The sequence below is a fragment of the uncultured Xanthomarina sp. genome (genome assembly GCF_963971605.1).
GTDB classification, from domain to species: domain Bacteria; phylum Bacteroidota; class Bacteroidia; order Flavobacteriales; family Flavobacteriaceae; genus Xanthomarina; species Xanthomarina gelatinilytica.
Genome location: NZ_CAXATZ010000029.1, coordinates 12,838 through 39,267, shown reverse-complemented (window position 1 = coordinate 39,267; position 26,430 = coordinate 12,838). Strand labels below are relative to the sequence as shown.

Sequence of the window (26,430 nt, the reverse complement as noted above, 5' to 3'; positions counted from 1 at the left end):
AACAACAATCACTTTTTTGGGTTCACGACCTTGTAATTGATCCTTGGTTTTTTTGTGGGCCATGACCGTTTTCTCAATATCTTCTTTGCTCATATCCAAAGGCAGTTCCAAAGTAAAACGCATTTTACCGTTGAAAGAAATTGGATAATTCTTGGTGTTTTCCACTAAATATTTCTCTTCAAACTTAGGAAAAGGTGCGGTTGCAATAGACTCCCTATGTCCTAATTTGCTCCATAATTCCTCTGCAATATGTGGCGCATAAGGTGACAATAATATTAATAAGGGTTCCAACACTTGTTTGCTGGTGCACTTTTGAGCAGTTAATTCATTTACAGCAATCATAAAGGTAGAAACAGAGGTGTTGAATGAGAAACCCTCAATATCCTCTTCCACTTTTTTAATGGTTTTATGAAGGGTTTTAAAAGACTCTCCTAAAGTCTCTAAAGAAGTGGAACTATGCACGTAAAAACTGCCATTTTCACCTTGATGGTATAATTTCCATAATTTTTTAAGAAACCCGTGAACTCCTGTAATACCAGCTGTATTCCATGGTTTTGCTTGCTCCAAAGGCCCAAGGAACATTTCATACAAACGCAAACTGTCTGCTCCATATTGCTCGCAAATACTGTCTGGATTGACCACGTTGTATTTGGATTTGGACATTTTTTCTACTTCACGACCTACTTTGTAGACATCATTTTCCCCTTCTATTATTTTTCCGTTTTCACCAATGAAAATAGCGTTTTGATAATCTTCACCAAATTCACTGTCGTTTTTTAAACCTTCAATATTCAATTCATCTGAAGCATTTATGTATTGCACTTTTACGTGAATAGGTAGTGGTACCACTATAACATTTTCCAATTCAGAAGCATCGCTAAGACCTGCTATTTCAGCAAGTTTACGTTTCAGTTCCTTTAAGTATTCTTTGTTAGCTTCCAAATCCCCTTTACTGATAAACTCAGAATGAGAAATATAAATATTATCTAGTTTTTTCAATAATTGTTTTCCCAGGCTTTCTTCTTCTTTAGGATTGGCAAACATGTAGCTTAAGCGATACACAAAAGCACTTGTCCCTAAAATCATCCCTTGGTTGATGAGCTTCTTAAAAGGCTCTTCCACCTGAACAAAACCTCTATCTTTCATAAACTTCACCCAAAAACGTGAGTACAATAAATGTCCTGTGGCATGTTCGCTTCCTCCAATGTACAAATCGACGTTCTCCCAATATTTAAGTGCTTCTTCACTTGCAAATTCCTGGTTGTTTTGTGCATCCATATACCTAAAGAAATACCAAGAACTTCCAGCCCATCCTGGCATGGTATTCAGTTCCAAAGGAAATACGGTTGTATTATTAACCTTTTTGTTTGCCACAACCGAATTGGTTTCTGTGCACCAAGCCCAAACATCGGCACGCCCTAGAGGTGGCTCGCCTGTTTCGGTAGGCAAATACTTTTCCACTTCTGGTAAACGTATTGGCAAATGTGCTTTATCTATCATTTGTGGCAAGCCATTTACATAATAAACAGGAAAAGGTTCTCCCCAATATCTTTGACGGGAAAACACAGCATCACGCAGTCTGTAATTGGTTTTTCCTTGGCCTTGACCAATTTGTTCCAGTTCAAAAATAGCTCGTTTGGTTGCCTTTTTGTAATTCATTCCGTTAAGGAAATCAGAATTGGAAATTACGGTATTGTCTTTATCTGAAAAAGCTTCTTCAGAAATATCAACCCCTTCAAAAATGTTAGGAATGGGAATATTGAAATGCTTTGCAAAATCGTAATCACGTTGGTCTCCACAAGGAACAGACATAACGGCTCCTGTGCCATAACCTGCCAACACATAATCTCCAATCCAGATTGGAATAGGTTTTTTTGTAAAAGGATGTTCGGCATAAGCACCTGTAAACGCTCCAGAAATGGTTTTTACATCTGCCATCCTATCTCTTTCGCTACGTTTTGCAGTGGCTTGAATATAGGCCTCGACCTCTGCTTTCTGATCAGGTGTGGTGATTTTCAACACCAGTTCATGTTCTGGGGCAAGCGTCATAAAACTTACTCCGAAAATGGTGTCAGGTCTTGTTGTGAAGACTTCGATTTTATGAGATGCTTCGACAGGCTCAGCATGACACTCTTTTTCATTTTTTGTAGATTGCTTCGTTTCACTCGCCATGACGTTGAAGGTTACAGAAGCACCAACCGATTTCCCAATCCAATTACGCTGACTTTCTTTAAGGGACTCTGTCCAATCTATCGTGTCCAATCCTTGCAATAACCTTTCGGCATAAGCAGAAATTCGCATAGACCATTGTGTCATTTTCTTTCTGATAACCGGATGTCCGCCACGTTCCGACACGCCATTTACAATTTCATCGTTTGCCAAAACGGTTCCCAGGGCAGGACACCAGTTCACTTCGGTTTCTGCCAAATAAGTTAGTCTGTACTTAAGTAATATTTCTTGTTTTTCAACATCTGAAAAAGCGTTCCATTGTTTTGCACTGAATACCTCAACATTATCATCACAAACGGCTTCTACGGCTTCATTACCTTCAGAGGCAAATACCTTTTCTAATTCAGAAATAGGAAAAGCTTTGTTAGTGTGCTTACAGTACCAAGACTCAAACAATTGAATGAAAATCCATTGGGTCCATTTGTAATACTCAGGATCAGAGGTGCGAACTTCACGAGACCAATCGAATGAAAAACCAATTTGGTCCAACTGTCGTCGGTAGGTTTTAATATTTTCTTCAGTGGTTAAAGCTGGATGCTGACCCGTTTGAATGGCATATTGTTCTGCAGGCAGGCCAAAACTATCATAACCTTGGGGATGCAGCACATTAAATCCTTTATGACGCTTGTAACGCGCATAAATATCACTGGCTATATATCCTAAAGGATGCCCAACATGTAAGCCTGCTCCAGAAGGATAAGGAAACATGTCCAACACATAATATTTTGGTTTTTCTGAGTTGTTTTCGGCTTTAAACGTTTGGTTATCTGCCCAATATTTTTGCCATTTGGCTTCTATCTCGTTGAAATGATATTGCATTGTCTAATTTTTCGCTTGTAAAAGCGCAAATTTAAACTTATTATAAGAATATTGAAAGTTTAAACGTTTTAAACCATAAGAGAATAGATTTCTTTTTTATTTTTACATCATTAATAAAACATGTATGAGTTCTTCTTTTGAAAATTATCAAAAACGCAGATTAATTTCTTCTTATTTTTCAGTGGTATTAAGTATCGCTTTGGTCTTGTTTTTATTAGGCTTGCTTGGTTTATTGATATTAAATGCTAAAAAGGTTTCCGATCACTTTAAGGAACAGGTAGTTGTAACCATTTATTTAAAAGAAGCTGCCAAAGACGTGGAAATAAAACAACTTGAAAAAAGCTTGGCCATGTCCAATTACGTTAAATCCACAGAATTTGTGTCCAAAGAACAAGCAGCCGAATCCATGAAAGCTGAAAATGGAGAGGATTTTATGGATTTCTTGGGTTATAATCCGTTACAGAATTCCATAGATGTGCACCTAAAAGCAGACTTTGTAACTTCTGAACACCTGGAAACCATTAAAGACGAAGCGCTTTCTAAAAATTTTGTGGATGAAGTGAGATATGACAACGACTTGGTAACCTTAATGAACAACAATGTAAAGAAAATAAGTTTTTGGGTCTTGGTAATTAGTGGCATCTTTACCGTAATAGCCGTTTTATTGATAAACAGCTCCATTAGGCTATCGGTTTACTCAAAGCGTTTTACCATAAAAACCATGCAAATGGTTGGCGCCACCAAACAATTTATCAGAAGACCCTTTGTATGGAAAAGTGTGCGTCTAGGCATTATTGGAGCTCTTGTTGCGTTGTTGGGTGTGGCAGTGGTACTGCATTATTTAAACAAAACATTCCCAGAATTGAATTTGTTACAAAACCCTGTTTTATTAGGTGCTTTATTTGCTGGCATTTTCTTGCTAGGCATTGTAATTACCTGGATAAGTACTTTTATTGCGACTCAGCGATTTTTAAATTTGAAAACAGACCAGCTTTATTATTGATTCAAGGTTCAAGGTTTTGGGTTTAAATTTGGCATGATAGACAAACATCCGTTATTTTTAGAAACTGTTAACGCGATAGTTTAAATAAAACCGTTACTTTGCAGGTTTTAAGTTTTATAGTATTAAACAACATATTATGGGAGAACAAAAACGTAAGGAACAAGCTAAAAGCGACTTTATCTTCGGAAAGAAAAATTATAAATTTATGCTTATTGGCTTGGCATTTATAGCTATTGGGTTTGTTTTAATGTCTGGTGGTGGAAGTGACGATCCTAATGTGTTCAGTCCAGATATTTTTAGTTTTAGACGCATCCGTTTGGCTCCTACCTTGGTATTGATAGGTTTTGGGTTGCAAGTGTATGCTATTTTATTAAATCCAAATAAGAAAGAAAAATCCAAAAACTAATTTTTAATTCCTACTAACGTATAAAACCTTATTCCAATAAAATTTGGGATGTGGTTTTTGAATATTGAATTTTTCACTTCATGGACATTATTGATTCTATCATTTTAGGGGTTATTCAAGGTCTTACTGAATTCCTTCCGGTTTCATCCAGTGGACATTTAGAACTTGGCAAAGCCATTTTAGGCGACCATTCCATACCACAGGAAAGCCTGATGTTTACAGTTGTTCTTCATTTTGCAACTGCCTTAAGTACCATGGTGATCTTTAGAAAAGATATTTTTACCATTTTTAAAAGCCTGTTTGCCTTTCAATGGAACGAAGACACCCAATTGGTAGTAAAAATACTGGTTTCCATGATTCCTGCTGTCATTATTGGTTATAATTACGAGTCGCAACTTGCCGAATTATTTGGTGGCAGCATTCAACTGGTAGGTTTTATGTTATTGATTACTGCTTTTTTACTTTTCTTGGCAGATAAAGCTAAAGACACCGATAAACATGTAACTTTTAAAAATGCCTTTATAATAGGCATCTCACAAGCCATTGCTATGTTGCCGGGAATCTCAAGGTCTGGAGCCACAATCTCTGCTTCAGTGTTACTGGGAACTGATAAAACCAAAGCTGCCAGATTTTCATTCTTGATGGTAGTGCCCTTGATTTTTGGAAAAATTGCCAAAGATATTCTTACAGGGGATTTAACTTACAACAGTGAAAGTTTTGTATCCTTAAGTATTGGGTTTATTGCAGCTTTTGTATCTGGTTTGGTAGCCTGTACATGGATGATTACTTTGGTAAAAAAAAGCAAGCTAACTTATTTTGCCATCTATTGTGTGGTAGTAGGTATGATAGCCATTATTTATTCCTCTTTAAACCCATGAAATGACGGCAGAAGACTATCTTTCAGGACAGGTTTTATTAATAGACAAGCCGTTGCATTGGACATCGTTTCAAGCTGTGAACAAACTGCGTTGGGAAATACGTCACGCTTTCAACATCAAGAAAATAAAGGTAGGTCATGCTGGCACCTTAGACCCACTTGCAACTGGTTTATTGGTAATCTGCACTGGAAAAATGACCAAACAAATAGACACATTTCAAGGTCAAGAAAAAGAATATACAGGAACCATTGTCTTGGGAAGCACGACACCATCTTACGATTTGGAAACAGACATCAACAAAACTTTTCCTACAGACCATATTACTGAAAAAGACATTCGTGATGCCACACAAGGATTTATTGGCGAGATTGAGCAATATCCTCCCGTTTTTTCAGCCATAAAAAAAGATGGCAAACGCTTATATGAATTTGCAAGGGCTGGTGAAGACGTTGAATTAAAATCACGTAAAATCACTATTTCAGAATTTGACATTACAGGTATTGAAGGACAAGACATTCATTTTAGGGTAGTTTGTAGTAAAGGAACCTATATACGTTCTTTGGCTAACGATTTTGGGAAAGCCCTTAAATCGGGATCCCATTTATCGGCTTTAAGACGAACAAAAATTGGTGATTTCCATGTGGAAAACGCGCTAACACCTGAAGCCTTTATAGAAAGCTTAACAACCAAATAGCACTATTTTTCGTATATTAGATTGAAGCCTGAAACGGTTTTATACCCAACATTTGAGTTTTTTGAATCTATCGAACAAACATAAAGCACTTTTAATTACCTTATTGGTCTCAGGAACCATCGTACTTTCTCTGTTTAGTTTTCATATAAAAAAGCAAAACGAATTAATGGCCGAAAGCTACTATCTTTTAGAGCCCGAAACGCCAAAAACACCAGAAGAACTTGAAGCTGAAAAACTAGCCGAAGCTGTAGAAAAACAACCTTCTGAAACCAATAAAGCTTATAACGAAACCCAAGAATACAAGAAATTTGCTGAAGCTTATCAGCCTATTGCGCCTCCAAAAGACTATGTGCCTAAACCATCGGAAAATATGATGGAAAATGACCTATCAGAATCTGGCACAACCCAAGCAATTTCAGAAATTGACGATGCTGTTTTGTCTTCTTACAGTAGTGTTAACGATGTTCTAAACAAAAGAAAACCAAGCAACAGCAGTCAATCGGTCAATAAAAATAGCAGCATGCACTATTCTTTGGTAAACAGAACCCATGAATATTTGCCCACACCTATTTATTTATGTGAAGAAGGTGGAAAAATTATAATAAACATTACCGTAAATGCTTCCGGTTTGGTTACAGATGCTTATGTAAATGCTTCCACAACGTCCAAAAACGAATGTTTAAAAGACCATGCCTTAGATTATGCCAAAGAAGCCAGATTTAGCACAGATGTTTCCAAACCTTCACAAATTGGGACAATAACTTTTTATTTTGAAGGTAAAAATTAAGCCGTAACCGTTAGTAAATTCATTACTTCACGAATTACGCCCTGACCTTTATCTGTATTGTACCATTGTTGCAATTCCTCTTTAATCTCTGGCGTGATTTGACCGTGTTTGGCCTTGTAATCAACCACTAATTTTGTTGCTTCAGATGGTCTTGGCCCAAAGGTATTTATCACTTCGTTGGAAGCATCATCAATGATAATCAATTTAGGAATGGCTTTGCCGCCATTGGTTAAAAACAGATTCATTAAAGCTTCGTTGTCATCGCGAAGAACCACCCTAAAATTAATGTTTGGGTTTAATTCAGACAATTTATTAAAAACAGGAACCACATGGGCCGCATCGCCACACCAACTTTCGGTTAGCACCAACCAAGTTTGTTTGGTTTCTATATTAGCCAACTCTGCTTTTACACTGTCTGTAACTTTAATGGTTTTGTCCCAACGCTTCATACGCTGGTCGTTTAACTTGGTAAAAGCAACCATGTCTTCACTTTTATCGTTTCCAGTAGTGGATTCGTTTAACACCAATTGATTTATTAGGGTTCTGTAATCTTGGTAAGACATACTCTTAGCCAAACTATCTTTAATTATTTCTTCCATACTTTTTATATAATGCAGCAAAAATAAGTTGTTCTGCTTAGTTGTTTTATGATTTATATCATATCTATGTCTATCTTTATTCCAAAAACTTACAATTAATGAGATTTCCATAGACATGGAAATAAAAATCACTTTTCAATGACAAAACATAGATGTGGTTGGTGTGTTGGTGACGAGCTATACGAAGCGTATCACGATCAAGAATGGGGCGTTCCAGTAACAGATGATGACACACTTTTTGAATTTTTAATCCTTGAAACCTTTCAGGCAGGTTTAAGCTGGATTACCATTTTAAGAAAACGGGAGAATTTCAGAAAGGCTTTTGATGGTTTTAACTACAGGAAAATTGCCCAATACAAACAGGACAAAATAGACAGTTTGTTACAAGATGCAGGCATCATAAGGAACAAATTAAAAATACATGCCACAATTACCAATGCTCAAATGTTTATGAAAATCCAAGAAGAATTTGGAAGTTTCAGCAATTATATTTGGGGATTTGTAGATGGCGAACCCATAAAAAACAAACTCAAACATTATAAAGAAGCACCTGCAACTACTGCTATTTCGGATGCTTTAAGCAAGGATTTAAAAAAACGGGGTTTTAAGTTTGTAGGCTCCACGGTTATGTATGCACATATGCAAGCCACAGGCATGGTAAACGATCATGAGGTTGGGTGTTTTAGGTATCATGAGGTGGATAATGAATCATGAAAATTAAAAAAAGTTAACTCTTGCTGTCAATGTTTTTAACATTCAAATCCATTCAGACTCTAAGAGCTCCTCGAAAGCCTCTAGCTGCATAGTATGATTCTGCACCATTGTGATAGATAAAGACTGTACCAAAACGATTGTCGCCAAAAAGGGCTCCCCCAAGGCTTCTAATTTCTTCAGGTGTTTTTACCCAACTAGAGGTTTTTAAATCTATAGCTTCCAATTTTTGTAAATCTTGATATTGTGCGACACTTAAAAGCTCTATTCCCATGGTAGTTGCCAGATCCATAGCATTGTCCTTTGGCTTGAATTTTTTTCTGGACTGTAGAGCTTTCATATCGTAGCAAAGGCTTCTACGTCCTTTTGGGCTTTCTTTGGAGCAATCATAAAAAACGTATTCTCCCGTCTGTTTATCGTAATTTACCACATCTGGTTCGCCTCCAGTTTGTTCCATTTGGTAAAGCGACCACAATTTTTCTGGATGGGTTTCTAATCTGGCTTGAATTTTTGACCAGTCCAAAGCTTCATGGCGATGCCTGTGATTTTCAAAACGGTTTTTTAGGACTTGAATAAGATCTTGACTTTCTGTAGGCGATAATTTTTTCATAAGTGTAAAATTAGTGTTTCTTTAAAGAAAAATAAACGGATTACTTCACAAAAACCCCAGGAAGTCTTCCCTAGAAATGTCTTCAGCTCCCAAACTGGCTAAATGATTGGTGTACACTTGGCAGTCTATCAGGTTGTAATTGCTGTTTTGTATAAAGCTTATAAAACCGGCTTTACTGGCATTACTAACTTTTGTGAACATACTTTCGCCACAAAACACGCCATTGTTTAAATCCACACCATACAAACCTGCCACTAAAATATTGTTTTGCCAAACCTCCACAGATTTAGCAATACCCTCTTTATGTAGTTTCATATAAGCCTCCATCATACTGTTTGTTATCCAAGTGCCACGCTGACCTGTTCTTTTGGTTTTGGCGCACTCGGTTATCACAGTTTTAAAATCTAGATTGATGGTTATGGTAAAATCGTGGTTTTTTAACACCTGTTTCATACTTTTGGACACTTTTAATTTCTCTGGAAACAGCACAAACCTTGGGTTTGGAGACCACCATAATATGGGTTGGTTTTTTTCAAACCAAGGAAAAATGCCCTTTTTATATGCCAGAATCAAGCGTTCTGTAGATAAATCGCCACCAACAGCCAAAAGACCATCGGGATTTGCTTGATGGACATTGGGAAAACGGATTTCTGAGGTTAAATAGGTAATCATAGTCTGGCAATATAAAAAAACCTCAACGTTTTCACATTGAGGTTAGGTTTTAGACCTTTCGACTGCGCTCAAGGTGACAATTAATGTTTTAAAATGGCAGATCGTCGTGATCGTCTTCGTTCAAATCGTTTGCTGGTTCAAAAGCTTCAGCTGGTGGCATTGGTGGCATATTACCAGAAGCATCTTGTTGTAGCGCCTCAATTCTCCAACCTTGAATGGAGTTAAAATATTTTACTTCTCCTTGTGGGTTTGTCCACTCTCTTCCACGCAAATTAATACTTATTTTTACTTGTTGACCCACTTGAAAATTGTTCAACAAATCGGTTTTATCCTGAACAAACTCCACCATAATATGTTGTGGGTATTGCTCTTCTGTTGTCACAACCACTTCTCGTTTTCTAAACCCATTATTCCCAAAGGTTTGTGTGTCTCCAATAACTTTAATTTTTCCTTGTACTTCCATTACTTAATTTAATTTAACTTTTTCATTCCTTTTTAAAACAGGAATTTCTCTTTCTACTTTATGATAATAATATTTTCCAGGCACTTTGTATATCTCCAAAGCTTAAATAATTGTGTGCCAATTTATGCTTTTCCCTGTGGGATGCTGTTGTGATATCTGGATAGCGTTGACTGACTGTCTCAACAAATTTACTCACTTCTTCTGGAGTTGGCAAAGTGTCTACATTTGCTAGCATACCAAGATCGTTTCCGGTTAAAATCATACTGTTTTTAACATCTTCCGGGAAACTATCAACCCCAATCCCTAGGGTTGATAATGGTTTTGGCAACTCAAAAAAGCCACTTCTGGCACGACTGTAGTAATTTCCTCCAGCTCTAGCCACCAGATCCAGTTTTTCTTGATCGATACTGCCTTCAGCATCTAGGATATCGTCTTCAATATGAAGTTTCACCACTTCGCAAATCACTAAATTTCCTGCACCTCCTTGGTCTCCCAAAGCCACTACTTCATTTACTTTACACTCAAATTGAATTGGCGATTCGGCTACCCTAAAAGGGCTTACCAAGTCCGATTTTAACATCGTTAAACCTGCTTTGTCAAACTCGTTGACTCCTTCAGGATATTCTGTACTGCTTAAGGATGCTTGATGCACCATATCGAAATTAACCACATTGATAACCACTTCCTTTGTTGCTAAAATATTCTCCAAGGTGTGTTTGGTGGTGTTGTTTCTCACACGTCTTGCTGGTGAAAAAATTAATATAGGTGGATTGGCACTAAACACATTAAAGAAGCTAAAAGGCGATAGATTGGGGTTTCCATTATTATCCATAGTACTTGCAAAAGCTATAGGTCTGGGTGCCACAGCACTTAACAAATAACCATGTAACTTTCCTACTGATAAATCTTTTGGCTCGAATGATGTCATGAAACTTTTTTAATTTGCACAAATGTAACCATTCTGTTAATGAACTAAAAATGATTTGTTTGCTAGTAACACAATATTATTAACAGATTTTACATTATATTTCAAAATAAAATATGTTTTATGCTTTTTTCTAAATACAGACATCTTACCAGATGGATTATTGTTGTGGCTTCATTTGGTATTATTTCCCTTATTTTATGGAACACCTATGTATTTTTTCAAAAATTTAAAATAGAAGAACAGTCAAAACTGGACATTTGGGCTGCTGCTTATCAAGAAATAAATTCCAATCCGTTGGATGAAAACGTAAACCCATTGGTAGATAAGGTGTTTACTTCTGAAATTACCAATCCCATGTTTGTTTACCATGATGGAAGCGTCTTGATTTCCAACAATATAGATGAAACCATTTTAAAGGAAAAGGCGTCCATTGATAAATTGATCACCCAATATTCTCAAGAAAACAAACCCATAGTAATTTCATACGAGGACAACATTACCAAGCAAACGGTTATTTATGGCACTTTGTATTATGGCAATTCTGAAGTGCTGAACAAGTTAAAATACTATCCTCTGGCCTTATTGCTCATTATAATTTTATTTGGAGCAGTGGTTTATTTCTTTTATAGGAGTTCTAAAATTGCCACACAAAACAAACTATGGTCTGGAATGGCCAAAGAAACAGCCCATCAAATAGGAACGCCTTTGTCCTCTTTAATTGGATGGACAGAAATATTAAAATCTGAACAAGTAAATCCGGAATATATTAAAGAAATTGAAAAAGACATTGCCAGATTGCAAACCATAACCGAACGTTTTAGCAAAATTGGGTCGTTGCCAACATTGGAAAAAGCAGATATTGTAAAAGAAACCATAGACTCTTATGATTACCTTAAAGCTAGAAGCTCCAAACTTATTGATTTTGAACTTATTACCCCTTCCGAAGAAATTTATGTAAATTTAAACAAACAACTATACAGTTGGACCATAGAGAACTTGGTAAAAAATGCCATTGATGCCATGAGAGGCAAAGGCAAGCTAACCATTGAAATTTCTCAGTTGGAAGACACCGTAAAAATTAATGTGAGTGATACTGGAAAAGGGCTTTCCAAAAACCAGTTTCAAGCTATTTTTGAGCCTGGTTACACCACCAAAAAACGTGGTTGGGGCTTAGGGTTATCGTTAGCTAAACGAATTATAGAAGAGTTTCATGGTGGTAAGATTAGGGTTATACATTCTGAAATTGACAAAGGAACCACCATGCAAATTTCATTGAAATCTATTTAAATTATGGAAGAGAAGTTTATTACAATTAAGGAAGTGGCCTTAAATAACAACTGTCCGGAATGTTACAATACCAATGGACTGCATTTAACTTTTAAGCAAAAATTTGTGGAGTCCAGATTTTATAAGTCCATAACTAAAGACACCTCTAACCAATTGGAGTGCCATACATGCCAAACCACCATTTATCCGGTTCGTTGGACCGAAGATATAGAACGTGTAGTTGCCTATCATCAAAAAGCATTTACACCCAAAAATCCATCTTATAAATTAAAGAAAAGTGCTTGGCTGTTAATAATTAGCCTAATTGTTTTTGTATTGGTGGTTTTAGGGATTGTTTTTTTACCAAACCTATAAATAAGCTTTAATGGCTTTAACAGTATCTTGAAAATCTTCTGGAGTTAAGCTAGCTTTGTTCAAGAACCTAATGTCTTCCATAGAGTTTAAAGGAATTAAATGTACGTGTACATGAGGCACCTCCAAACCTACCACAGACATGCCAACTCGTTTGCAAGGAATGGCTTTTTCTATGGCAATTGCAACTTTTCTTGAAAATGCCATTAAATTTAAATAGGTTGTTTCATCCAGATCGAAAATTTTATTTACTTCTTTTTTAGGGATGCATAAGGTATGCCCTTTAGCATTTGGATTGATATCCAAAAAAGCTAAAAAGTCGTCAGTTTCCGCAATTTTATAAGAAGGAATTTCTCCAGAAATTATTTTAGAAAAGATTGATGCCATGATGTTTCAAGTATTTAAGTAAATATAAAAAGATTCCTGCTTTTCTGAATTAAAAAAAGAAAAAAGCAGGAATTGCTTATCTGGAAATTTCCAAGATGTCAAATTTCATAACGCCATTAGGCACTTGTATTTCAGCAACTTCACCAACAGATTTTCCCAACAATCCTTTTCCAATAGGGGAGTTTACAGAAATTTTTCCTGAGGCCAAATCGGCTTCCCCATCGGCCACAAGCGTATATTCCATTTCCATACCATTGGTTTGGTTTTTAATTTTCACTTTAGAGAGGACCAAAACCTTGGAGTTGTCCAATTGCGATTCGTCTATCACTCGAGCTCCAGCCAAAGCTTCTTCCAGTTTGGAAATTTTCATTTCCAACATGCCTTGAGCCTCCTTAGCTGCATCGTATTCGGCATTTTCACTTAAATCGCCTTTGTCTCTAGCCTCAGCAATGGCTTGTGAGGCTTTAGGACGCTCTATATCTTTTAGTTGTTTTAATTCTTCCCTTAATTTTTTTAAACCTTCTTCCGTGTAATAAGATACTTTACTCATAACTTCATCGTTTATATATTATAAATATCCCGAAACACATTCCAACATACTAGAAGAAATCGTTCGGGAATAACGCAAAAAATCTCGCAAATACGAGATTGATATACAAATATACAAAATATTTAACTGTGTTTACTTTTTGTTGTAAATTGTAAGCGAAAATTTAACTAAAAATGAATCGCATTTTATATCTTATTTTATTGGCTTTAATTACTGTATCCTGTAGCAAAAGTGACGATAACGATAACAACAACCAATATATACCCAATGTAACTTTTGATACTGGAAATTTGGTAAACACCAACTTACCTCAATACAGTCAGTTAAAGTACGCCAATAACCATGTGGTGTTAAACAACAATTATGGGATTAATGGTGTGGTGATCTATTTTGCTGGTGGCACAAATTATAGTGCTTTTGAGTTAAGCGACCCAAACCATCCCCTAAGCGAATGTTCCACGCTATCGGTTGAAGATGTAATTGCTACCTGTAATTGTGATGATGGCAATAGTTATGATATATTAAGTGGAAACATTCAACCTGGTACTACAGGACAGTATGCCTTAAAACGTTATTATGTTGAAGTTCTTGGAGACATTATTAGGGTTTACAACAACTAAATAGTATGTAAATAACTCCTGAAAGACAAAGTTATTCCATCCTAATCCATTTTAAAACGCAACAATCTTAAGGCATTTATTACCACTACAATGGTGGAACCTTCATGAAAAAGTACAGCCAGACCTATGTTGGTAAGTCCTAAAATGGTTACTGGAACCAACAAGGCAACCACTCCCAAACTAATAAAAATATTTTGTTTGATAATACGTTTGGATTCCCTACTCAATCCAATTACAAAAGGGAGCATTTCAATTTTATCGGACATTAAAGCAACATCGGCAGTTTCTAAAGCCACATCGCTTCCAGCTGCTCCCATGGCAACACTTACAGTACTTAAGGCCATAGCAGGAGCATCGTTAACACCATCTCCAACCATGGCTATTTTTTTGTCTTCTTGAAGCAGTTTTTTTATGGCATCCACCTTATCTTCTGGCAACAGATTCCCTTTAGCTTCTGTTAAACCTATTTGTTTTGCTATGGTATCTCCAACATTTTGATGATCTCCAGTAAGCATGATCATACGTTTGATACCAATCTCTTTTAAACGCTTTAAAGTACTTACGGCTGTTTTTCTTGGCACATCCATCACACTTATTAGTCCAGCAATGCTTTGGTTATAAGCTACCAGCATAACTGTATGTCCTTGCTTAAGCAAATCGTTCATTTTTGTGGCTATCGTGTCTGACACAGCAATGTCTTCATCCATCATGAGTTTGCCGTTTCCTATAAGAACTTTTTGGTGTTTATACATGGCCTCTATGCCTTTTCCTTGAATGGCATTTATGTTGGAAGCCTTTCCTAAATAATCCAATTGGTATTGCTCTTTGATGTCTTTAGAAATAGCTTTTGCCAGTGGATGATTGCTTAAGCTTTCTACCTCTAATACCAATTGTAAAAAGTCGGTTTCATTAAAATCGTTAACAGGGATTACATGGGTTAACTTTGGTTTTCCTTCGGTGAGTGTTCCTGTTTTATCGAAGGCTATGGAAGAAATGGTCCCTAAGTCCTCTAAAGCTTTCCCTCCTTTTATTAAAACCCCTTTTTGAGCAGCTCTTGCAATCCCACTTAATACAGCGCTTGGCGTAGAAATAGCTAAAGCACAAGGACTAGCTGCTACCAAAACAGTTATGGCACGATACAAGCTTTCTGAAAATGTTTCGTCTATTATTACATAAGCAAAACAAAGTGTGATCACCAATATTAAAACAATAGGCACATAAATTTTCTCGAATTTTTTGGTGAGACGTTGGGTTGGAGATTTCTGGGTCTCTACTTCACTTACCATTTTTATTAATCTGGCAACTGTAGAGTCTGAACTGAGCTTTAAAACCAAAACCTCGATATGGCCATCGCCATTAATGGTTCCTGTAAATGCAATATGATTTTTATCTATGTCCTTAAAATCCGGTAATTGATCTGTAGTTGCAATTGCCGTTTTGTCAACTGGCATGCTTTCTCCAGTAATAGGTGCTTGGTTGATGCTGCTGTTTCCGGTTACAATCACGCCATCTGCTGCAATTTTTGTATGAGGTCTTACAACAATTATGTCGTTGATTTTTAGGTCTTCGACAGGGGTTTCTACAAGTTTGCCATCCTTTATAACCAAAGCCATTTTAGGCGATAAATCGCTTAAGGCTTCTATGGATTTGGTAGCCTTGTTCATGGCATAGCTTTCCAGGGCATGACCCAAACTGAATAAAAACAATAGCAGTGCTCCTTCTGCCCAACTGCCAATATAGGCTGCACCAATAGCAGCAGCAATCATAAGAAAATCTATATCGAAACCTCCTTTGGATATTTTCTTTGTGGCTTCAATAGAAATAAAATAGCCACCAAAAAAGTAAGAGATAATGTATGCCGCCAAGGAAACCCAATCAGGATCTACATGAGTTTTTTGTAAAATAAAGCCCAATAAGAGAAAAAAACCACATAGCAAGGAAAAATACAATTCTGTTTTTTTTCCAAAAATACCACTATGAGCATGATTGTGAGCGTGTTCTTTGTGTTTATCCATAAATCATTTTTTAATGGTCGTGACCTCCACCTCCTTCATTAAGCAACATATAAGTGCCTGTGGTTAAAATACGTTTGTTTTTTAAATCTTCTGAATTTAAAATTTCAACAAAATCTTCGGTTTCCAAACCTTTAACAACTTTTATTTTTTCCAACTGATATTCGTTTGCTGTTTCATTCTTTAAAACTAACACAAAAAAATTAGCTTCTGCTTCAATAAGGGCTTCTTTTGGCAAAGCCATACGATTGACATTGCTAATTACAATATTGGCTTCTGCAAACATCCCAACCACAAACTGAGCCTGACCTTCCTCAATATGACCATGGATTTTAACACGTCTGTTTGTTTCGTCTATGGTTGTACCAACCAAATGTACATCGGCTTTAAAAATACTATCTGTTGCTTCAGGGATTGTAAACAAAATGTCTTGGCCTTTTTTGATTTTTAAAATATCTTTTTCAAAAACGGAAAGCTCTAAATGAATGTGATCTGTATCCACAATTTCTATAATGGTATCTGAAGGTGACACATAGCTACCGTTACTTACCATGACTTTGGTAACATTTCCTGCAATGGGAGCATACAGATTAATGGTGGAACTTATTTGCCCTTGCTCTACCAAAGTTGGGTTTAGGTTCATCATCTGCAACTTTTTTCGCAACCCATTGTAAAGCGCCAAATTGCTTTTATAAGCGCTTTCGGCTTTTAGGAAGTTTTTTTGAGAAGTAATATTTTCGTTATATAAGGTTTCTTGTCTGTTAAACTCAGATTTTAAATAGCTTAACTGCTCTGCCACTTCTAAATAGTTTTGCTGAATTTCTACATATTCCGGATTTTCCAAGGTAACCAACAACTGCCCTTTTTTTACCCTGTCTCCAATCAATAAAGGTGTTTTTGTAACATAACCTCCTATAAAAGTGGCCACACTGGACCTGTTGTGTGGAGGGACATCTATCATGCCATTGGCCTTAACGGTTTCAGAGAACACTTGTTCTGAAACAGTGCCAAAGGCCATTTGCTCACCTTCAAACTGTTGTTTGGTAACAAGCATTTCATTGGAATCTGCATGAACTTCTTCAACAGCTTCATTGTTTTTTTCTGAATTTCCACAAGCTACTAAAACCAGTGAAAACAATACGATATATAGGTTTTTCATTTTTATAAAATTAAATAATTGATAGCAATAATTGTTTGATTGTAAGTATTTAAATTATCCAGATATGTGAGTTCAATATCTTTGGCTGTTTCAATACTTTGTATATACTGAAAGAAATCTATTTCGCCTTCTTTAAAGGTGCGTTCAGCTGTTTTAATAATTTCTTCTGAAAGGGTTTTCCCTTGGGTTTCGTAATAATTTATGGCTTCTTCGTATTGATTCAGTTGTGCCAATAAAGATTGGTATTCTGCTTCCAATTTCACCTGATAGTCCACTTGTTGTTCTTCTGCCACTTCTTGAGCTATTTTAGAAGCTTTTATTTTTGAAGCATTGCCACTAAAAAACAAAGGGATTTTTATGCCAAAGGTATAACCTACCAGGTTTCTGTTAATCCCACTGTTGGTTCCTTGGAAATATTCCACGTTTAAATCTGGTAAAAGACTTTGCTTTTCTTTTTGGTTCAATGCTTTGTAATATGCTTTGGAAAGCTCAAATGTCTGTAACCCCAAATTGTCTGTCATGGTTACTTTTTCCAATGGCAATTTTTCCAGAGGTTGGTTCGCTATGTGCAAACTATCTGTTTGCACCACTTTTTTTAACTGCTCGTTGGCCAAAACAATGTCCTGTAAAGCTTGATTGTATAACGTTTCCAGTTGTTTTTGTTTGGATTGAGCTGTAATCAGTTCCAGATAATTGGTTTCTCCAAGTTCAAACCTGCGTTTGGCAGACACAGCAAAATTTTGATATAAACTATCCAAAAACCGATACGTTTGCGCTTTGTTTTTTGCATAGCGTAATTGATAGTATTTAGAGTACACATCGCGTTTTAAATATTGCAATTGCATGCTGTATTGCGATTCCTGCAATTGATATTGTGTTTTATTCACTTTTTTATCGGCAAAATAAACCGTTGGGAACTTAAAGTCCTGCGAAATGCCAAACACCTTTAAAGGCTCGTTATTTGCAGCCAAATTACTTTCGTCGTAGTTATAAAACAAGGCCGTTTTATCAAAACTAAAGGCACTTTCCACCAAAGCATTGGCTTCGTCAACTTTTAAGGAAGCCGCTTTTAAACCTGAGTTGTTTTCTATGGCCAAACTTAAAGTTTCCTCAATGGTTAAAGGTTGTTGTTGTTGTGCTTTCATTTGAAATGAAAGAAACAATATCAAGATAAGCGTAACACTTTTTTTGTTCATTTTAAGATCTTTTTTTTGTTCTACCCAAGCATAAATAACAGGAAGTACCACGAGGGTTAAAATAGTGGCACTAACCAAGCCTCCAATAACAACGGTTGCCAAGGGACGTTGTACCTCAGCTCCAGCATTGGTTGAAATTGCCATAGGCAAAAACCCAAGTGCAGCAGCTGCAGCAGTTAACAAAACAGGACGTAAACGCTCGCTTGTACCACGTTTTATACGCTCTTCAATATTTTTGATGCCTTGTTCCTTAAGTTCTTTAAAGTGTTCAATAAGCACAATACCATTTAAAACCGCTATTCCAAACAAGGCTATAAAACCAACACCTGCAGAGATACTAAAAGGCAAATCCCTAAACCACAATAGCAGGATACCACCAACTGCAGAAAGAGGAATGGCTGTATAAATCATTAACGCATCTTTCACCGAATGAAAAGCAAAATAAAGCAAGATGAATATGAGCACCAAGGCTATAGGAACAGCTACCAACAAACGCGCTTTGGCACTTTGTAGGTTTTCAAATTGCCCTCCATAGGTAATGCTGTAACCTGTTGGCAGATCTAACTGATTATTAATGATTTGTTGTACATCGTCCACAACAGATTGCAGGTCTCTGTTCCTAACGTTAATTCCAACCACTATACGACGTTTGGTATCGTCCCTTGAAATTTTTGCAGGACCTGTTGTGTAAGTAATGTCTGCCAATTCACTTAATGGTATTTTAGAACCGTTAGGAGTATCTACATAAAGGTTTTTTAGGCTTTCCAGGTTTTTTCTTTGGCTTTTGTCCAAACGGATCACCAAATCGAAACGTTTTTCACCTTCAAAGACAGAACCCACTGTTCCACCAGCAAACCCCATGGAAATTAGTTGGTTTAAATCGGAAATATTCAAGCCATATCTGGCTATTTTGCTTCGGTTGAATTTAACACTCATTTGAGGTAAGCCTTCAACCTTTTCAACAATAATATCCGATGCACCTTCCACATCTTCAATTAGGGTTTTGATCTCATTGGCTTTATTGGATAGGATTGTTAAATCTTCCCCAAAGATTTTAATGGCCACATCTGCCCTAACTCCAGTAACCAACTCGTTAAAACGCATTTCAATAGGTTGTGTAAATTCCACTTCCATTTCTGGAATTACAGAAAGTGCCTCCTTAAACTTGTCTGCCAATGCGTCTTTACTGGAAGCAGACACCCATTCTTTTTTGGGTTTCAGTTTAATAATCACATCACTTTCTTCCATGGACATGGGATCTGTTGGCACTTCGGCTGCACCAATTCTACTCACAACCTGTTCCACCTCTGGAAAATTATCAAGTAAAATCTGTTCTATCCTGGTGGTGATTTCTATGGTTTTACTTAAAGAGGTCCCTGTTTTTAAAACCGGTTGGATCACGAAATCGCCTTCATCTAAAGTAGGCACAAATTCGCCTCCCATTCTGTTGAAAATCCAGATGCTACTCACCAACAAAATGACTGAAAAGGAAATTACCAGTCTTTTATTCAATAAGGCCCAATTTATAATTGGTTTATAAGCCTTATTTAAAACATTCATTAATCTTACAGATATGTTCTTGTCGCTTTGAACATGTGGTTTTAATACCAAAGAAGAAATGACTGGCACATAGGTTAAACAGAAAATCATGGCTCCAACCAAAGCAAAACTGAAGGTCATGGCCATAGGTTTAAACATTTTTCCTTCAATGCCACTCAATGATAAAATAGGGATAAATACGATTAAAATGATAAGCTGCCCGAAAATGGCAGAATTCATCATTCTGGATGAACTTTTTAAAGTAATGGCATCAATATCTGCTTGCTGATCTTTTCTGGAAAGAGATTTAATTTTAGCTGTTTGTGCTGTTATTTGGAAAGCAATAAACTCTACAATAATGACAGCTCCATCAATGATAATCCCAAAATCTATGGCTCCAAGACTCATTAAATTGGCATCAACACCAAAGAGATTCATCATGGAAATGGCAAACAATAAACTCAATGGAATAACTGAAGCCACAACCAAGCCTGAACGCCAGTTTCCCAAGAGCAAAACCACTACAAAAATAACAATAAGGGAACCTAAAATTAAGTTTTCGGCAACTGTAAAGGTGGTTTTGTTTATCAGTTCGGTTCTTTCCAAAAAGCCATTGATGTAAACACCTTCTGGCAGTGTGTGCTGTATGGCATCTACGCGTTCTTTAACATCGTTTATAATTTTACTGGAATTGCCATCCTTAAGCATCATAATCTGACCCAAAACTTTTTCACCTTCACCATTTCCGGTAATAGCTCCAAAACGTGTGGCACTACCAAAACCAACTTTTGCAATGTCTTTGATGTAAATTGGAACACCATCGTTTTTAACCACAATATTGCCAATATCTTCCAGTGAGGCCACCAAGCCTTCTCCTCTAATAAAAAATGCTTGATTGGTTTTCTCAATATAACCACCACCTGCAACACTGTTGTTCTTTTCTAAAGCATCATATATTTCTGAAACCGAAATATTCATGGCATTTAGTTTTTGAGGGTTGATGGCCACTTCATATTGTTTTAAAAAACCTCCCCAAGTATTTACTTCAACAACACCTGGGATTCCAGACAATTGACGTTTTACAATCCAATCTTGAATGGTTCTTAAATCGGTTATGGAATAGTTGTCTTTGTATTCTGGCTTAACATCTAAAATATATTGGTAAATTTCTCCCAATCCAGTGGTAATTGGCCCCATTTCTGGAGATCCGAAACCTTCTGGGATTTTCTCGGAAGCCGATTTTATTTTTTCTGCAATAAGTTGCCTTGGCAAATAAGTACCCAAAGCGTCTTCAAAAACAATGGTGACTACAGATAGCCCAAATTTTGAAACGGAACGGATTTCCACCACTCCGGGTAAATTGGCCATTTCCAGTTCCACTGGATAAGTAATAAATTGCTCTACATCTTGTGTGGATAAATTTCTTGAAGTAGTAATAACCTGTACTTGGTTATTGGTAATATCTGGAACGGCTCCAATAGGGATTTGGGTTAAGGAAAAAATTCCAAAACCAACTACAAAAGCCATAAAAAGTAGAATAATAAGTTTATTCTTTAAACTAAATTTAATGATGTTCTCTAACATAATCTGGATGTGAAAAGTGGTAAGCTATTAAGAAATAGCTTAATAATAAATGATAAAAATCACGAAGGTATTATGCTAATCTAGGAGATTGAAAAACAGAAGGTTTTTCGAATAAAGAAGTAGATTCTTTGTAAAAGAAATTGAATGGGATTTCAACAAAAGGTTGATATTCCAAAGTGAAATTTAAAGTTGGAACCGTAAAGGTTACACTGTTATGGGAGCAGGTTTGATGGTGCTTAAACGGTAGTTCTTCATGACCATCGTGCTCGTTTTCGTGCTGAAATTTGGCGTCTCCATAATGTTCAGCCAAAAATTCCAAAAAAGAATCGCCATAGGTTTCCTGATGGTACTTGGCATGCTCAATCAAGGCATTTAGTTTTGAAACATCTTCAAAACTAAAGTTAAAACCCTGCATTAGAATTAAAACAGCATATGTTATGGCCACAAGTTTATTCATACCTACACAAAGTTATAAAAAATAAACACGTTTAAGGTAACAAATGTTACATGTTTAAAAATAAGCCTTTAACTGAATGGTTCCTGTGTGTATCACCTTACTGGTTTCACTCTTTCTCCCCAGATAATTAAGGTTTAGGTCCAAAAACTTGGTGATTTTCTTCTGGGCCAACAAGCTCCAAGTATAATTTTTACCAGGTTGCAACCCCTCCATCATTTGATAGGCTACAGGTGTGTTTGCACTTCCAGTAAAATTATTGTCAAAATAATTGAACTCCCCAATAATAGACATACTTTGGAAATTTGCAAACGAAAAGGACGCACCATATTTTTGCTGTTTTAAAGTCTCCTTACTGCCAATGGTATTGTGCTTATCTGTATATTGATAAAAAACATCGAATCGCACATTGTCATTTAACAGATAAGACAGTTTAGGATTGATGTTCCCTTCATCTATTTCATAATTTTTACTGGCAAAATTCTCACTAATGCTTTTATTTGTGTTCCAACTGGTTTGAAAATTAATCAACCAGCTGGTGGCAAATTTATGATTGAAAAGCAAGGCGTGACTTATTAAGGAATTTTCAATAAAACCAATGGTGAGATTGTTTTTGGAATCGTTTTTTAAAAAAGTATATGAGGTTGTATAATGTTGTTTGCCTCTATTAAAAAACAAAATGTTCCTGAAATTCAACTGAAGCCCCAATTCGTTTTCTGGATCACGATAAAACGGATTTAAATTTATTTTACTGCCTTCGCGCTTACTCTTGCTATCTACCAAATAGGATGTTTGGTTGTAAAAGTAAGACAACACCTTTTTAACACCACTAACTTCTGTGGACCATTGTTGTGGGTTGATGGTTAAGGTTTGACTAAGCCTGTTTTGATGTGTTTTTATAAATACCTGATTGGGCAGCAACACCCGAATGTACTTTCCTTGATCTTGAAATTGGGCTATTTCAAATTCCTCCAGCTCCTGAATGCCATTGTTGTTGTAGTCTATCCACGTGTAATTTCCTTGTCCTGGCTCCACTTCAACAAAGGTAAACTCCTGTTGTGGCAAGGTTCCGGAATTGGTTTCGTATACCGTGTTCCAAAGAAAAAATTGCTTAAAAAAACGTTGACTAAATTGAATTCTTGAATTTAGGGAACGTTCGTCTTCAAGACTTTGGTCTGTGTTTTTTAAAACTCTATAATTTGCGTAAAGCGATAAATTTGTTTTTTCGTTTTGAATTATTTTAGAGTCTAAATAATAGGTATTGGAACTGTTTACCTTTTGCAAGAGATTGTTTTTTAAACTATCATTTACACGATATTTGTAGCCAATTTCGGCAAACACTTTGGTGCTGTCCCCAACTCCAGTAAACACTTCATAGGACTTGAACTTCTGACTTAAAGCTGTGTAAACATCTGTGTCGTTTTCTTTTTGCTGGTTGTCTTCCATAGCCAACCTGGTTCCTGCCCAAGCTCTACCAAAACTGTAGGTTAACACATTATAGGTTCTAAAAAACGTTGAATTGGTTGTGGTTGAAGTAGTATTCAACATACTGGAACTTGTTGCAATATGCCAATTGTTAAGGCTTAAATTGGCTGAAACAATATGCCTGCTTCCATTAAAATTTTTTGAATAGTTTAAATATTCAAACTCATAACGTGCTAACCCTTTGGTGTGATGAAAAGCTTGAGCGCCAGTTTTAATAAAGGTTTGCGTTCCTAAACTGGTTTGCGTTGTGGTACTTGTTGGGGCTCCTAAATTCCAATCCCGATTGAATTCGGCATTATAGATACGCTGTATAGAGCGAAAATTCTCTTGGATATAATCAACATCTGCAAAAGCTTCCAAATTCCACAAGCTATCTCTTTTTATAAGTGTTTGGTTGACTTTTAATTTTCCTGCAAAGCCATCGTTGTTTCCATCGTCTAGATTGGAAAAAAGATTTAAATCGTTTTTACTTCCTGCAATTTCAAAATTTATGGCTGTTTTTTCTGTGGGCTTGTACTCTCCATTTACTATGGCCATTTGAAGTTTTGTGGGAGCAACCAACTGAATGATGGGTTCGTAATTTCCCTGTGGTACACCAGCAATGGGTTCTACGTATTCAAAAATAGTACTTATGGCATCAACACTGCTTATTACGTAATTTCCTTGATTATCTCCAACCAAGGTAAAGCGTGCACTGAACAATTCATCGTTTGGATTGTTGGAAAACACTAAAACTTCCACTCCATTAATGATTTCCTTTTTGTATAAAATTCTATTTTCATTATAAGTTTCCGGCGTTATGGAAGGCGCAACCATTTGAGTTCTATCGTCTCCTGCCTCTGCTAAAATTTCAATTTGCTCTGCAGAGAGGTTTTGCTGCAAGGGATTGTTTTTGGAATCGTTTTCGCTGTATATGGACACACCAAGGTTTAGGTTGTCACTTTCATATCTTCCTCCACCAAAAACAACCAAACGCGAATAGTTGCGCTCGCTATATTGGTAATCTACAGTGACACGCATTTCGGAAGTAACAGGAAACGTGGAATTGAAAATAATTTCACCTGCATTGTAATCTATAACATAATCGTTGTATTCACCTCGTTCCAAAGCAATTCCATTTACATAAACCGTTTCACTTCCAGATACTATTAAAACATATAATTCCTGGTTTGGACCTTTCAATTTATAAGGGCCTTGGTTGCCTTCTTCAGCAGTAAACTGACTGGTGGTAAACTGTCCCCTTACCAAAGCTCCAGAGGCAAATATGTTGGTTTGTGATTCTGGGTGATCTAAGATAGCTCCTACAGAAAGTCCTTGAACACGCTTACTAAAATTGGCAAAATAGGAAGTTGGGTTTGTAAGGTCTATATCGCCAGCGCGAATTTTCCAATGATCACTAAAAAGTTCAATAAATACCTGGTCAAATTCATCCAAGCGTTGCGAATAACCACTTTCCTGCAAAGGCACGTTGGCATCTTGAATGGAAGCCCTTAAAGACACTTTTTCACTTAATTCCCCTGTTATTTGAAGGTCCAATTCGCTATTCAACACAGAGTTTTGATTGTTGCCAATAACCACACCTCTTGAGATGCTTCCAGAAGTAGACAACCCATCAAAGGGAGTGTAATTTTGTTTTTCACTTGGTTGTGAAAGCTTGTAAAGCCTGGCCAGATTTCCAGTATTTTCAACAATCACACTATCGCTTATTTGCCTATAGGTTCTGGTTAAATATTCTGGATACTTTAAATAATTCACTATAACAGAATCGGCATCTATGGGCTTATGGAAGGTAATAATGGCTCTTTTATAATCTACAGAATAGTAAGAGTCGTCCACAAAGGAACTGTCCTTTGTTTTAATTGTTAGAAAATTGGAATTAATGCTTACACTATCTATGGCAATTGAATCCCTTACAGCAACTGTTTTAGTTCTATAGTTGGAATCCAGGTCTTGAGCAGAAACCAAAAACCCAATAAGCAAGCATAAAATTGAAAGTGTAAACTTCATGAAGTACTAAACTGCATATCAATAAAATTATTTTGTTGATAGCTTTTGTTAAATCGTTTTAAATACTATTTAATAATTAGGATTATTTTAATAGTGTAAATGTAAAGCATTATTTATTTTAGCTGAAATTAACTCACCTAATTTAATAAGGAGGGATAATTGTTTTATTACACAACATTAAAAAAATTAAAAAAACAGATATGAAAATTATTTCTTATAATGTGAATGGCATTAGAGCTGCATTAAATAAAGGATTTATAGAATGGTTAAAAGCAGCAAATCCAGATGTTATTTGTTTACAGGAAATAAAGGCCATGGAAGACCAATTGGATGTAAACGTTTTTGAAGAAGCAGGTTACACCTATCACTATTGGTTTAGTGCCCAAAAAAAAGGTTATAGTGGCGTAGCCATTTTATCCAAAATAAAACCCAATCACGTAGAATTTGGCACAGGAATCGAATCTATGGACCTTGAAGGTAGAAACCTTCGTGCAGATTTTAATGACCTTTCTGTTATGAGCCTGTATTTACCTTCCGGTACCAATGATGCACGACTGCAACACAAATTTGATTATATGGACATGTTTCAAAACTATGTGAACAAGTTAAAAGAAGACATTCCTAATTTGGTTATTTGTGGAGATTATAATATTTGTCATGAAGAGATAGACATCCATAATCCTAAAATGAAAGGTGTTTCTGGATTTTTACCAGAAGAACGCGCATGGATTGGAGAATTTATAGACAACGACTTTATAGATGCCTACCGATTTTTACATCCTGAAAAACAAGAATATAGTTGGTGGAGCTATCGTGCCAATGCCAGAGCCAATAACAAGGGATGGCGTATTGATTATACCATGGTCTCCAAACCTCTACAAGAAAAGATAAAAAGAGCCGTTATACTTACAGATGCTGTACATAGCGATCATTGTCCTATTTTGGTAGAAATAGAAACCAACAAAACATCTTAAAGCTTTAACAAAAACAACCCAAATAT

23 protein-coding genes are annotated in these 26,430 nt (G+C 36.3%); 10 read left to right on the top strand and 13 right to left on the bottom strand.

Annotated elements, in window-relative coordinates:
- On the bottom strand, nucleotides 1–3,048 hold a 3,048-nt coding region (locus AACY93_RS10545; protein ID WP_287005673.1), incomplete at its 3' end, for a class I tRNA ligase family protein.
- Nucleotides 3,049–3,172: 124 nt separating this feature from the next.
- Between AACY93_RS10545 and AACY93_RS10540 the strand changes: the two genes are divergently transcribed.
- The 5 genes from AACY93_RS10540 to AACY93_RS10520 all read left to right on the top strand — a co-directional run bounded on the left by AACY93_RS10540 (nucleotide 3,173) and on the right by AACY93_RS10520 (nucleotide 6,816).
- Entirely contained in the window at nucleotides 3,173–4,051 is an 879-nt protein-coding gene (locus AACY93_RS10540) for a permease-like cell division protein FtsX (protein ID WP_286852881.1), read from the top strand.
- Between the two features lie 136 nt (nucleotides 4,052–4,187).
- The gene (locus tag AACY93_RS10535) at nucleotides 4,188–4,457 is read left to right on the top strand and encodes a DUF3098 domain-containing protein (RefSeq protein ID WP_007646706.1); all 270 of its coding nucleotides are present in this window, start codon (nucleotides 4,188–4,190) and stop codon (nucleotides 4,455–4,457) included.
- An 80-nt stretch (nucleotides 4,458–4,537) separates the two neighbouring features.
- Nucleotides 4,538–5,335 (top strand): undecaprenyl-diphosphate phosphatase, encoded by a 798-nt coding sequence (locus tag AACY93_RS10530; RefSeq protein ID WP_286852882.1) that lies wholly within the window; start codon nucleotides 4,538–4,540, stop codon nucleotides 5,333–5,335.
- A gap of 1 nt (nucleotide 5,336) precedes the next feature.
- Entirely contained in the window at nucleotides 5,337–6,029 is a 693-nt protein-coding gene (truB, locus tag AACY93_RS10525; RefSeq protein ID WP_286852883.1) for a tRNA pseudouridine(55) synthase TruB, read from the top strand.
- A 61-nt stretch (nucleotides 6,030–6,090) separates the two neighbouring features.
- Nucleotides 6,091–6,816 (top strand): hypothetical protein, encoded by a 726-nt coding sequence (locus AACY93_RS10520; RefSeq protein ID WP_286852884.1) that lies wholly within the window; start codon nucleotides 6,091–6,093, stop codon nucleotides 6,814–6,816.
- Here the strand turns inward: AACY93_RS10520 and AACY93_RS10515 are convergent.
- Nucleotides 6,813–7,415 carry a thioredoxin family protein gene (locus AACY93_RS10515; RefSeq protein ID WP_286852885.1) on the bottom strand — a complete coding sequence of 201 codons (603 nt, stop codon included), beginning with the start codon at nucleotides 7,413–7,415 and terminating at the stop codon, nucleotides 6,813–6,815. The genes AACY93_RS10520 and AACY93_RS10515 overlap by 4 nt on opposite strands.
- A gap of 138 nt (nucleotides 7,416–7,553) precedes the next feature.
- On the opposite strand from AACY93_RS10515, the gene AACY93_RS10510 reads away from it, so the two are divergent.
- Complete coding sequence (locus AACY93_RS10510; RefSeq protein WP_286852886.1) at nucleotides 7,554–8,129, top strand: DNA-3-methyladenine glycosylase I; 576 nt, start codon at nucleotides 7,554–7,556, stop codon at nucleotides 8,127–8,129.
- Nucleotides 8,130–8,181: 52 nt separating this feature from the next.
- Here AACY93_RS10510 and AACY93_RS10505 read toward each other — a convergent pair whose 3' ends face one another.
- From AACY93_RS10505 to AACY93_RS10490, 4 genes are all read right to left on the bottom strand, one after another.
- A complete protein-coding gene (locus AACY93_RS10505) occupies nucleotides 8,182–8,736 on the bottom strand; it encodes a DUF4256 domain-containing protein (protein ID WP_286852887.1) in 555 nt (184 codons plus the stop codon).
- Between the two features lie 45 nt (nucleotides 8,737–8,781).
- Entirely contained in the window at nucleotides 8,782–9,408 is a 627-nt protein-coding gene (aat, locus tag AACY93_RS10500) for a leucyl/phenylalanyl-tRNA--protein transferase (RefSeq protein ID WP_286852888.1), read from the bottom strand.
- 88 nt (nucleotides 9,409–9,496) lie between these two features.
- A complete protein-coding gene (locus AACY93_RS10495) occupies nucleotides 9,497–9,871 on the bottom strand; it encodes a DUF3127 domain-containing protein (protein WP_007646722.1) in 375 nt (124 codons plus the stop codon).
- A 58-nt stretch (nucleotides 9,872–9,929) separates the two neighbouring features.
- Nucleotides 9,930–10,799, bottom strand: a complete 870-nt coding sequence (locus tag AACY93_RS10490; RefSeq protein WP_286852889.1) for a flavin reductase family protein — start codon at nucleotides 10,797–10,799, stop codon at nucleotides 9,930–9,932.
- Nucleotides 10,800–10,919: 120 nt separating this feature from the next.
- Between AACY93_RS10490 and AACY93_RS10485 the strand changes: the two genes are divergently transcribed.
- Together AACY93_RS10485 and AACY93_RS10480 are read left to right on the top strand one after the other, a co-directional pair.
- A complete protein-coding gene (locus tag AACY93_RS10485) occupies nucleotides 10,920–12,086 on the top strand; it encodes a HAMP domain-containing sensor histidine kinase (protein WP_286852890.1) in 1,167 nt (388 codons plus the stop codon).
- Nucleotides 12,087–12,089: 3 nt separating this feature from the next.
- Nucleotides 12,090–12,440: a hypothetical protein gene (locus tag AACY93_RS10480; RefSeq protein ID WP_007646728.1), complete on the top strand. Its 351-nt coding sequence runs from the start codon at nucleotides 12,090–12,092 to the stop codon at nucleotides 12,438–12,440.
- Here the strand turns inward: AACY93_RS10480 and AACY93_RS10475 are convergent.
- Together AACY93_RS10475 and greA are read right to left on the bottom strand one after the other, a co-directional pair.
- On the bottom strand, nucleotides 12,435–12,824 hold the full coding sequence (locus tag AACY93_RS10475; protein ID WP_007646733.1) for an HIT family protein: 390 nt from the start codon (nucleotides 12,822–12,824) through the stop codon (nucleotides 12,435–12,437). The genes AACY93_RS10480 and AACY93_RS10475 overlap by 6 nt on opposite strands.
- Before the next feature lie 76 nt (nucleotides 12,825–12,900).
- Nucleotides 12,901–13,374, bottom strand: a complete 474-nt coding sequence (greA, locus tag AACY93_RS10470) for a transcription elongation factor GreA (protein ID WP_007646739.1) — start codon at nucleotides 13,372–13,374, stop codon at nucleotides 12,901–12,903.
- 173 nt (nucleotides 13,375–13,547) lie between these two features.
- Here greA and AACY93_RS10465 point away from each other — a divergent pair, with 173 nt between their 5' ends.
- Entirely contained in the window at nucleotides 13,548–13,994 is a 447-nt protein-coding gene (locus tag AACY93_RS10465; protein ID WP_007646741.1) for a hypothetical protein, read from the top strand.
- A gap of 41 nt (nucleotides 13,995–14,035) precedes the next feature.
- Here the strand turns inward: AACY93_RS10465 and AACY93_RS10460 are convergent, their stop codons facing one another.
- From AACY93_RS10460 to AACY93_RS10440, 5 genes are all read right to left on the bottom strand, one after another.
- Nucleotides 14,036–16,009 carry a heavy metal translocating P-type ATPase gene (locus AACY93_RS10460; RefSeq protein WP_286852891.1) on the bottom strand — a complete coding sequence of 658 codons (1,974 nt, stop codon included), beginning with the start codon at nucleotides 16,007–16,009 and terminating at the stop codon, nucleotides 14,036–14,038.
- Nucleotides 16,010–16,019: 10 nt separating this feature from the next.
- Entirely contained in the window at nucleotides 16,020–17,165 is a 1,146-nt protein-coding gene (locus AACY93_RS10455; RefSeq protein ID WP_286852892.1) for an efflux RND transporter periplasmic adaptor subunit, read from the bottom strand.
- A gap of 2 nt (nucleotides 17,166–17,167) precedes the next feature.
- Entirely contained in the window at nucleotides 17,168–21,484 is a 4,317-nt protein-coding gene (locus AACY93_RS10450; protein ID WP_286852894.1) for a CusA/CzcA family heavy metal efflux RND transporter, read from the bottom strand.
- 70 nt (nucleotides 21,485–21,554) lie between these two features.
- On the bottom strand, nucleotides 21,555–21,941 hold the full coding sequence (locus tag AACY93_RS10445) for a hypothetical protein (RefSeq protein ID WP_286852895.1): 387 nt from the start codon (nucleotides 21,939–21,941) through the stop codon (nucleotides 21,555–21,557).
- 54 nt (nucleotides 21,942–21,995) lie between these two features.
- On the bottom strand, nucleotides 21,996–25,430 hold the full coding sequence (locus AACY93_RS10440) for a hypothetical protein (protein ID WP_286852896.1): 3,435 nt from the start codon (nucleotides 25,428–25,430) through the stop codon (nucleotides 21,996–21,998).
- Between the two features lie 200 nt (nucleotides 25,431–25,630).
- Here AACY93_RS10440 and AACY93_RS10435 point away from each other — a divergent pair, with 200 nt between their 5' ends.
- Nucleotides 25,631–26,404, top strand: a complete 774-nt coding sequence (locus AACY93_RS10435) for an exodeoxyribonuclease III (protein WP_286852897.1) — start codon at nucleotides 25,631–25,633, stop codon at nucleotides 26,402–26,404.
- Nucleotides 26,405–26,430 lie beyond the last annotated feature (26 nt).

What these genes read in the sequence shown, in the direction of transcription:
- AACY93_RS10540 (WP_286852881.1), top strand. Translation starts at nt 3,173, where the DNA reads ATGAGTTCTTCTTTTGAAAATTATCAAAAACGCAGATTAATTTCTTCT.
- AACY93_RS10535 (WP_007646706.1), top strand. Translation starts at nt 4,188, where the DNA reads ATGGGAGAACAAAAACGTAAGGAACAAGCTAAAAGCGACTTTATCTTC.
- AACY93_RS10530 (WP_286852882.1), top strand. Translation starts at nt 4,538, where the DNA reads ATGGACATTATTGATTCTATCATTTTAGGGGTTATTCAAGGTCTTACT.
- truB (WP_286852883.1), top strand. Translation starts at nt 5,337, where the DNA reads ATGACGGCAGAAGACTATCTTTCAGGACAGGTTTTATTAATAGACAAG.
- AACY93_RS10515 (WP_286852885.1), bottom strand. Translation starts at nt 7,415, where the DNA reads ATGGAAGAAATAATTAAAGATAGTTTGGCTAAGAGTATGTCTTACCAA.
- AACY93_RS10510 (WP_286852886.1), top strand. Translation starts at nt 7,554, where the DNA reads ATGACAAAACATAGATGTGGTTGGTGTGTTGGTGACGAGCTATACGAA.
- AACY93_RS10505 (WP_286852887.1), bottom strand. Translation starts at nt 8,736, where the DNA reads ATGAAAAAATTATCGCCTACAGAAAGTCAAGATCTTATTCAAGTCCTA.
- aat (WP_286852888.1), bottom strand. Translation starts at nt 9,408, where the DNA reads ATGATTACCTATTTAACCTCAGAAATCCGTTTTCCCAATGTCCATCAA.
- AACY93_RS10495 (WP_007646722.1), bottom strand. Translation starts at nt 9,871, where the DNA reads ATGGAAGTACAAGGAAAAATTAAAGTTATTGGAGACACACAAACCTTT.
- AACY93_RS10490 (WP_286852889.1), bottom strand. Translation starts at nt 10,799, where the DNA reads ATGACATCATTCGAGCCAAAAGATTTATCAGTAGGAAAGTTACATGGT.
- AACY93_RS10485 (WP_286852890.1), top strand. Translation starts at nt 10,920, where the DNA reads ATGCTTTTTTCTAAATACAGACATCTTACCAGATGGATTATTGTTGTG.
- AACY93_RS10480 (WP_007646728.1), top strand. Translation starts at nt 12,090, where the DNA reads ATGGAAGAGAAGTTTATTACAATTAAGGAAGTGGCCTTAAATAACAAC.
- AACY93_RS10475 (WP_007646733.1), bottom strand. Translation starts at nt 12,824, where the DNA reads ATGGCATCAATCTTTTCTAAAATAATTTCTGGAGAAATTCCTTCTTAT.
- greA (WP_007646739.1), bottom strand. Translation starts at nt 13,374, where the DNA reads ATGAGTAAAGTATCTTATTACACGGAAGAAGGTTTAAAAAAATTAAGG.
- AACY93_RS10465 (WP_007646741.1), top strand. Translation starts at nt 13,548, where the DNA reads ATGAATCGCATTTTATATCTTATTTTATTGGCTTTAATTACTGTATCC.
- AACY93_RS10460 (WP_286852891.1), bottom strand. Translation starts at nt 16,009, where the DNA reads ATGGATAAACACAAAGAACACGCTCACAATCATGCTCATAGTGGTATT.
- AACY93_RS10455 (WP_286852892.1), bottom strand. Translation starts at nt 17,165, where the DNA reads ATGAAAAACCTATATATCGTATTGTTTTCACTGGTTTTAGTAGCTTGT.
- AACY93_RS10450 (WP_286852894.1), bottom strand. Translation starts at nt 21,484, where the DNA reads ATGTTAGAGAACATCATTAAATTTAGTTTAAAGAATAAACTTATTATT.
- AACY93_RS10445 (WP_286852895.1), bottom strand. Translation starts at nt 21,941, where the DNA reads ATGAATAAACTTGTGGCCATAACATATGCTGTTTTAATTCTAATGCAG.
- AACY93_RS10440 (WP_286852896.1), bottom strand. Translation starts at nt 25,430, where the DNA reads ATGAAGTTTACACTTTCAATTTTATGCTTGCTTATTGGGTTTTTGGTT.
- AACY93_RS10435 (WP_286852897.1), top strand. Translation starts at nt 25,631, where the DNA reads ATGAAAATTATTTCTTATAATGTGAATGGCATTAGAGCTGCATTAAAT.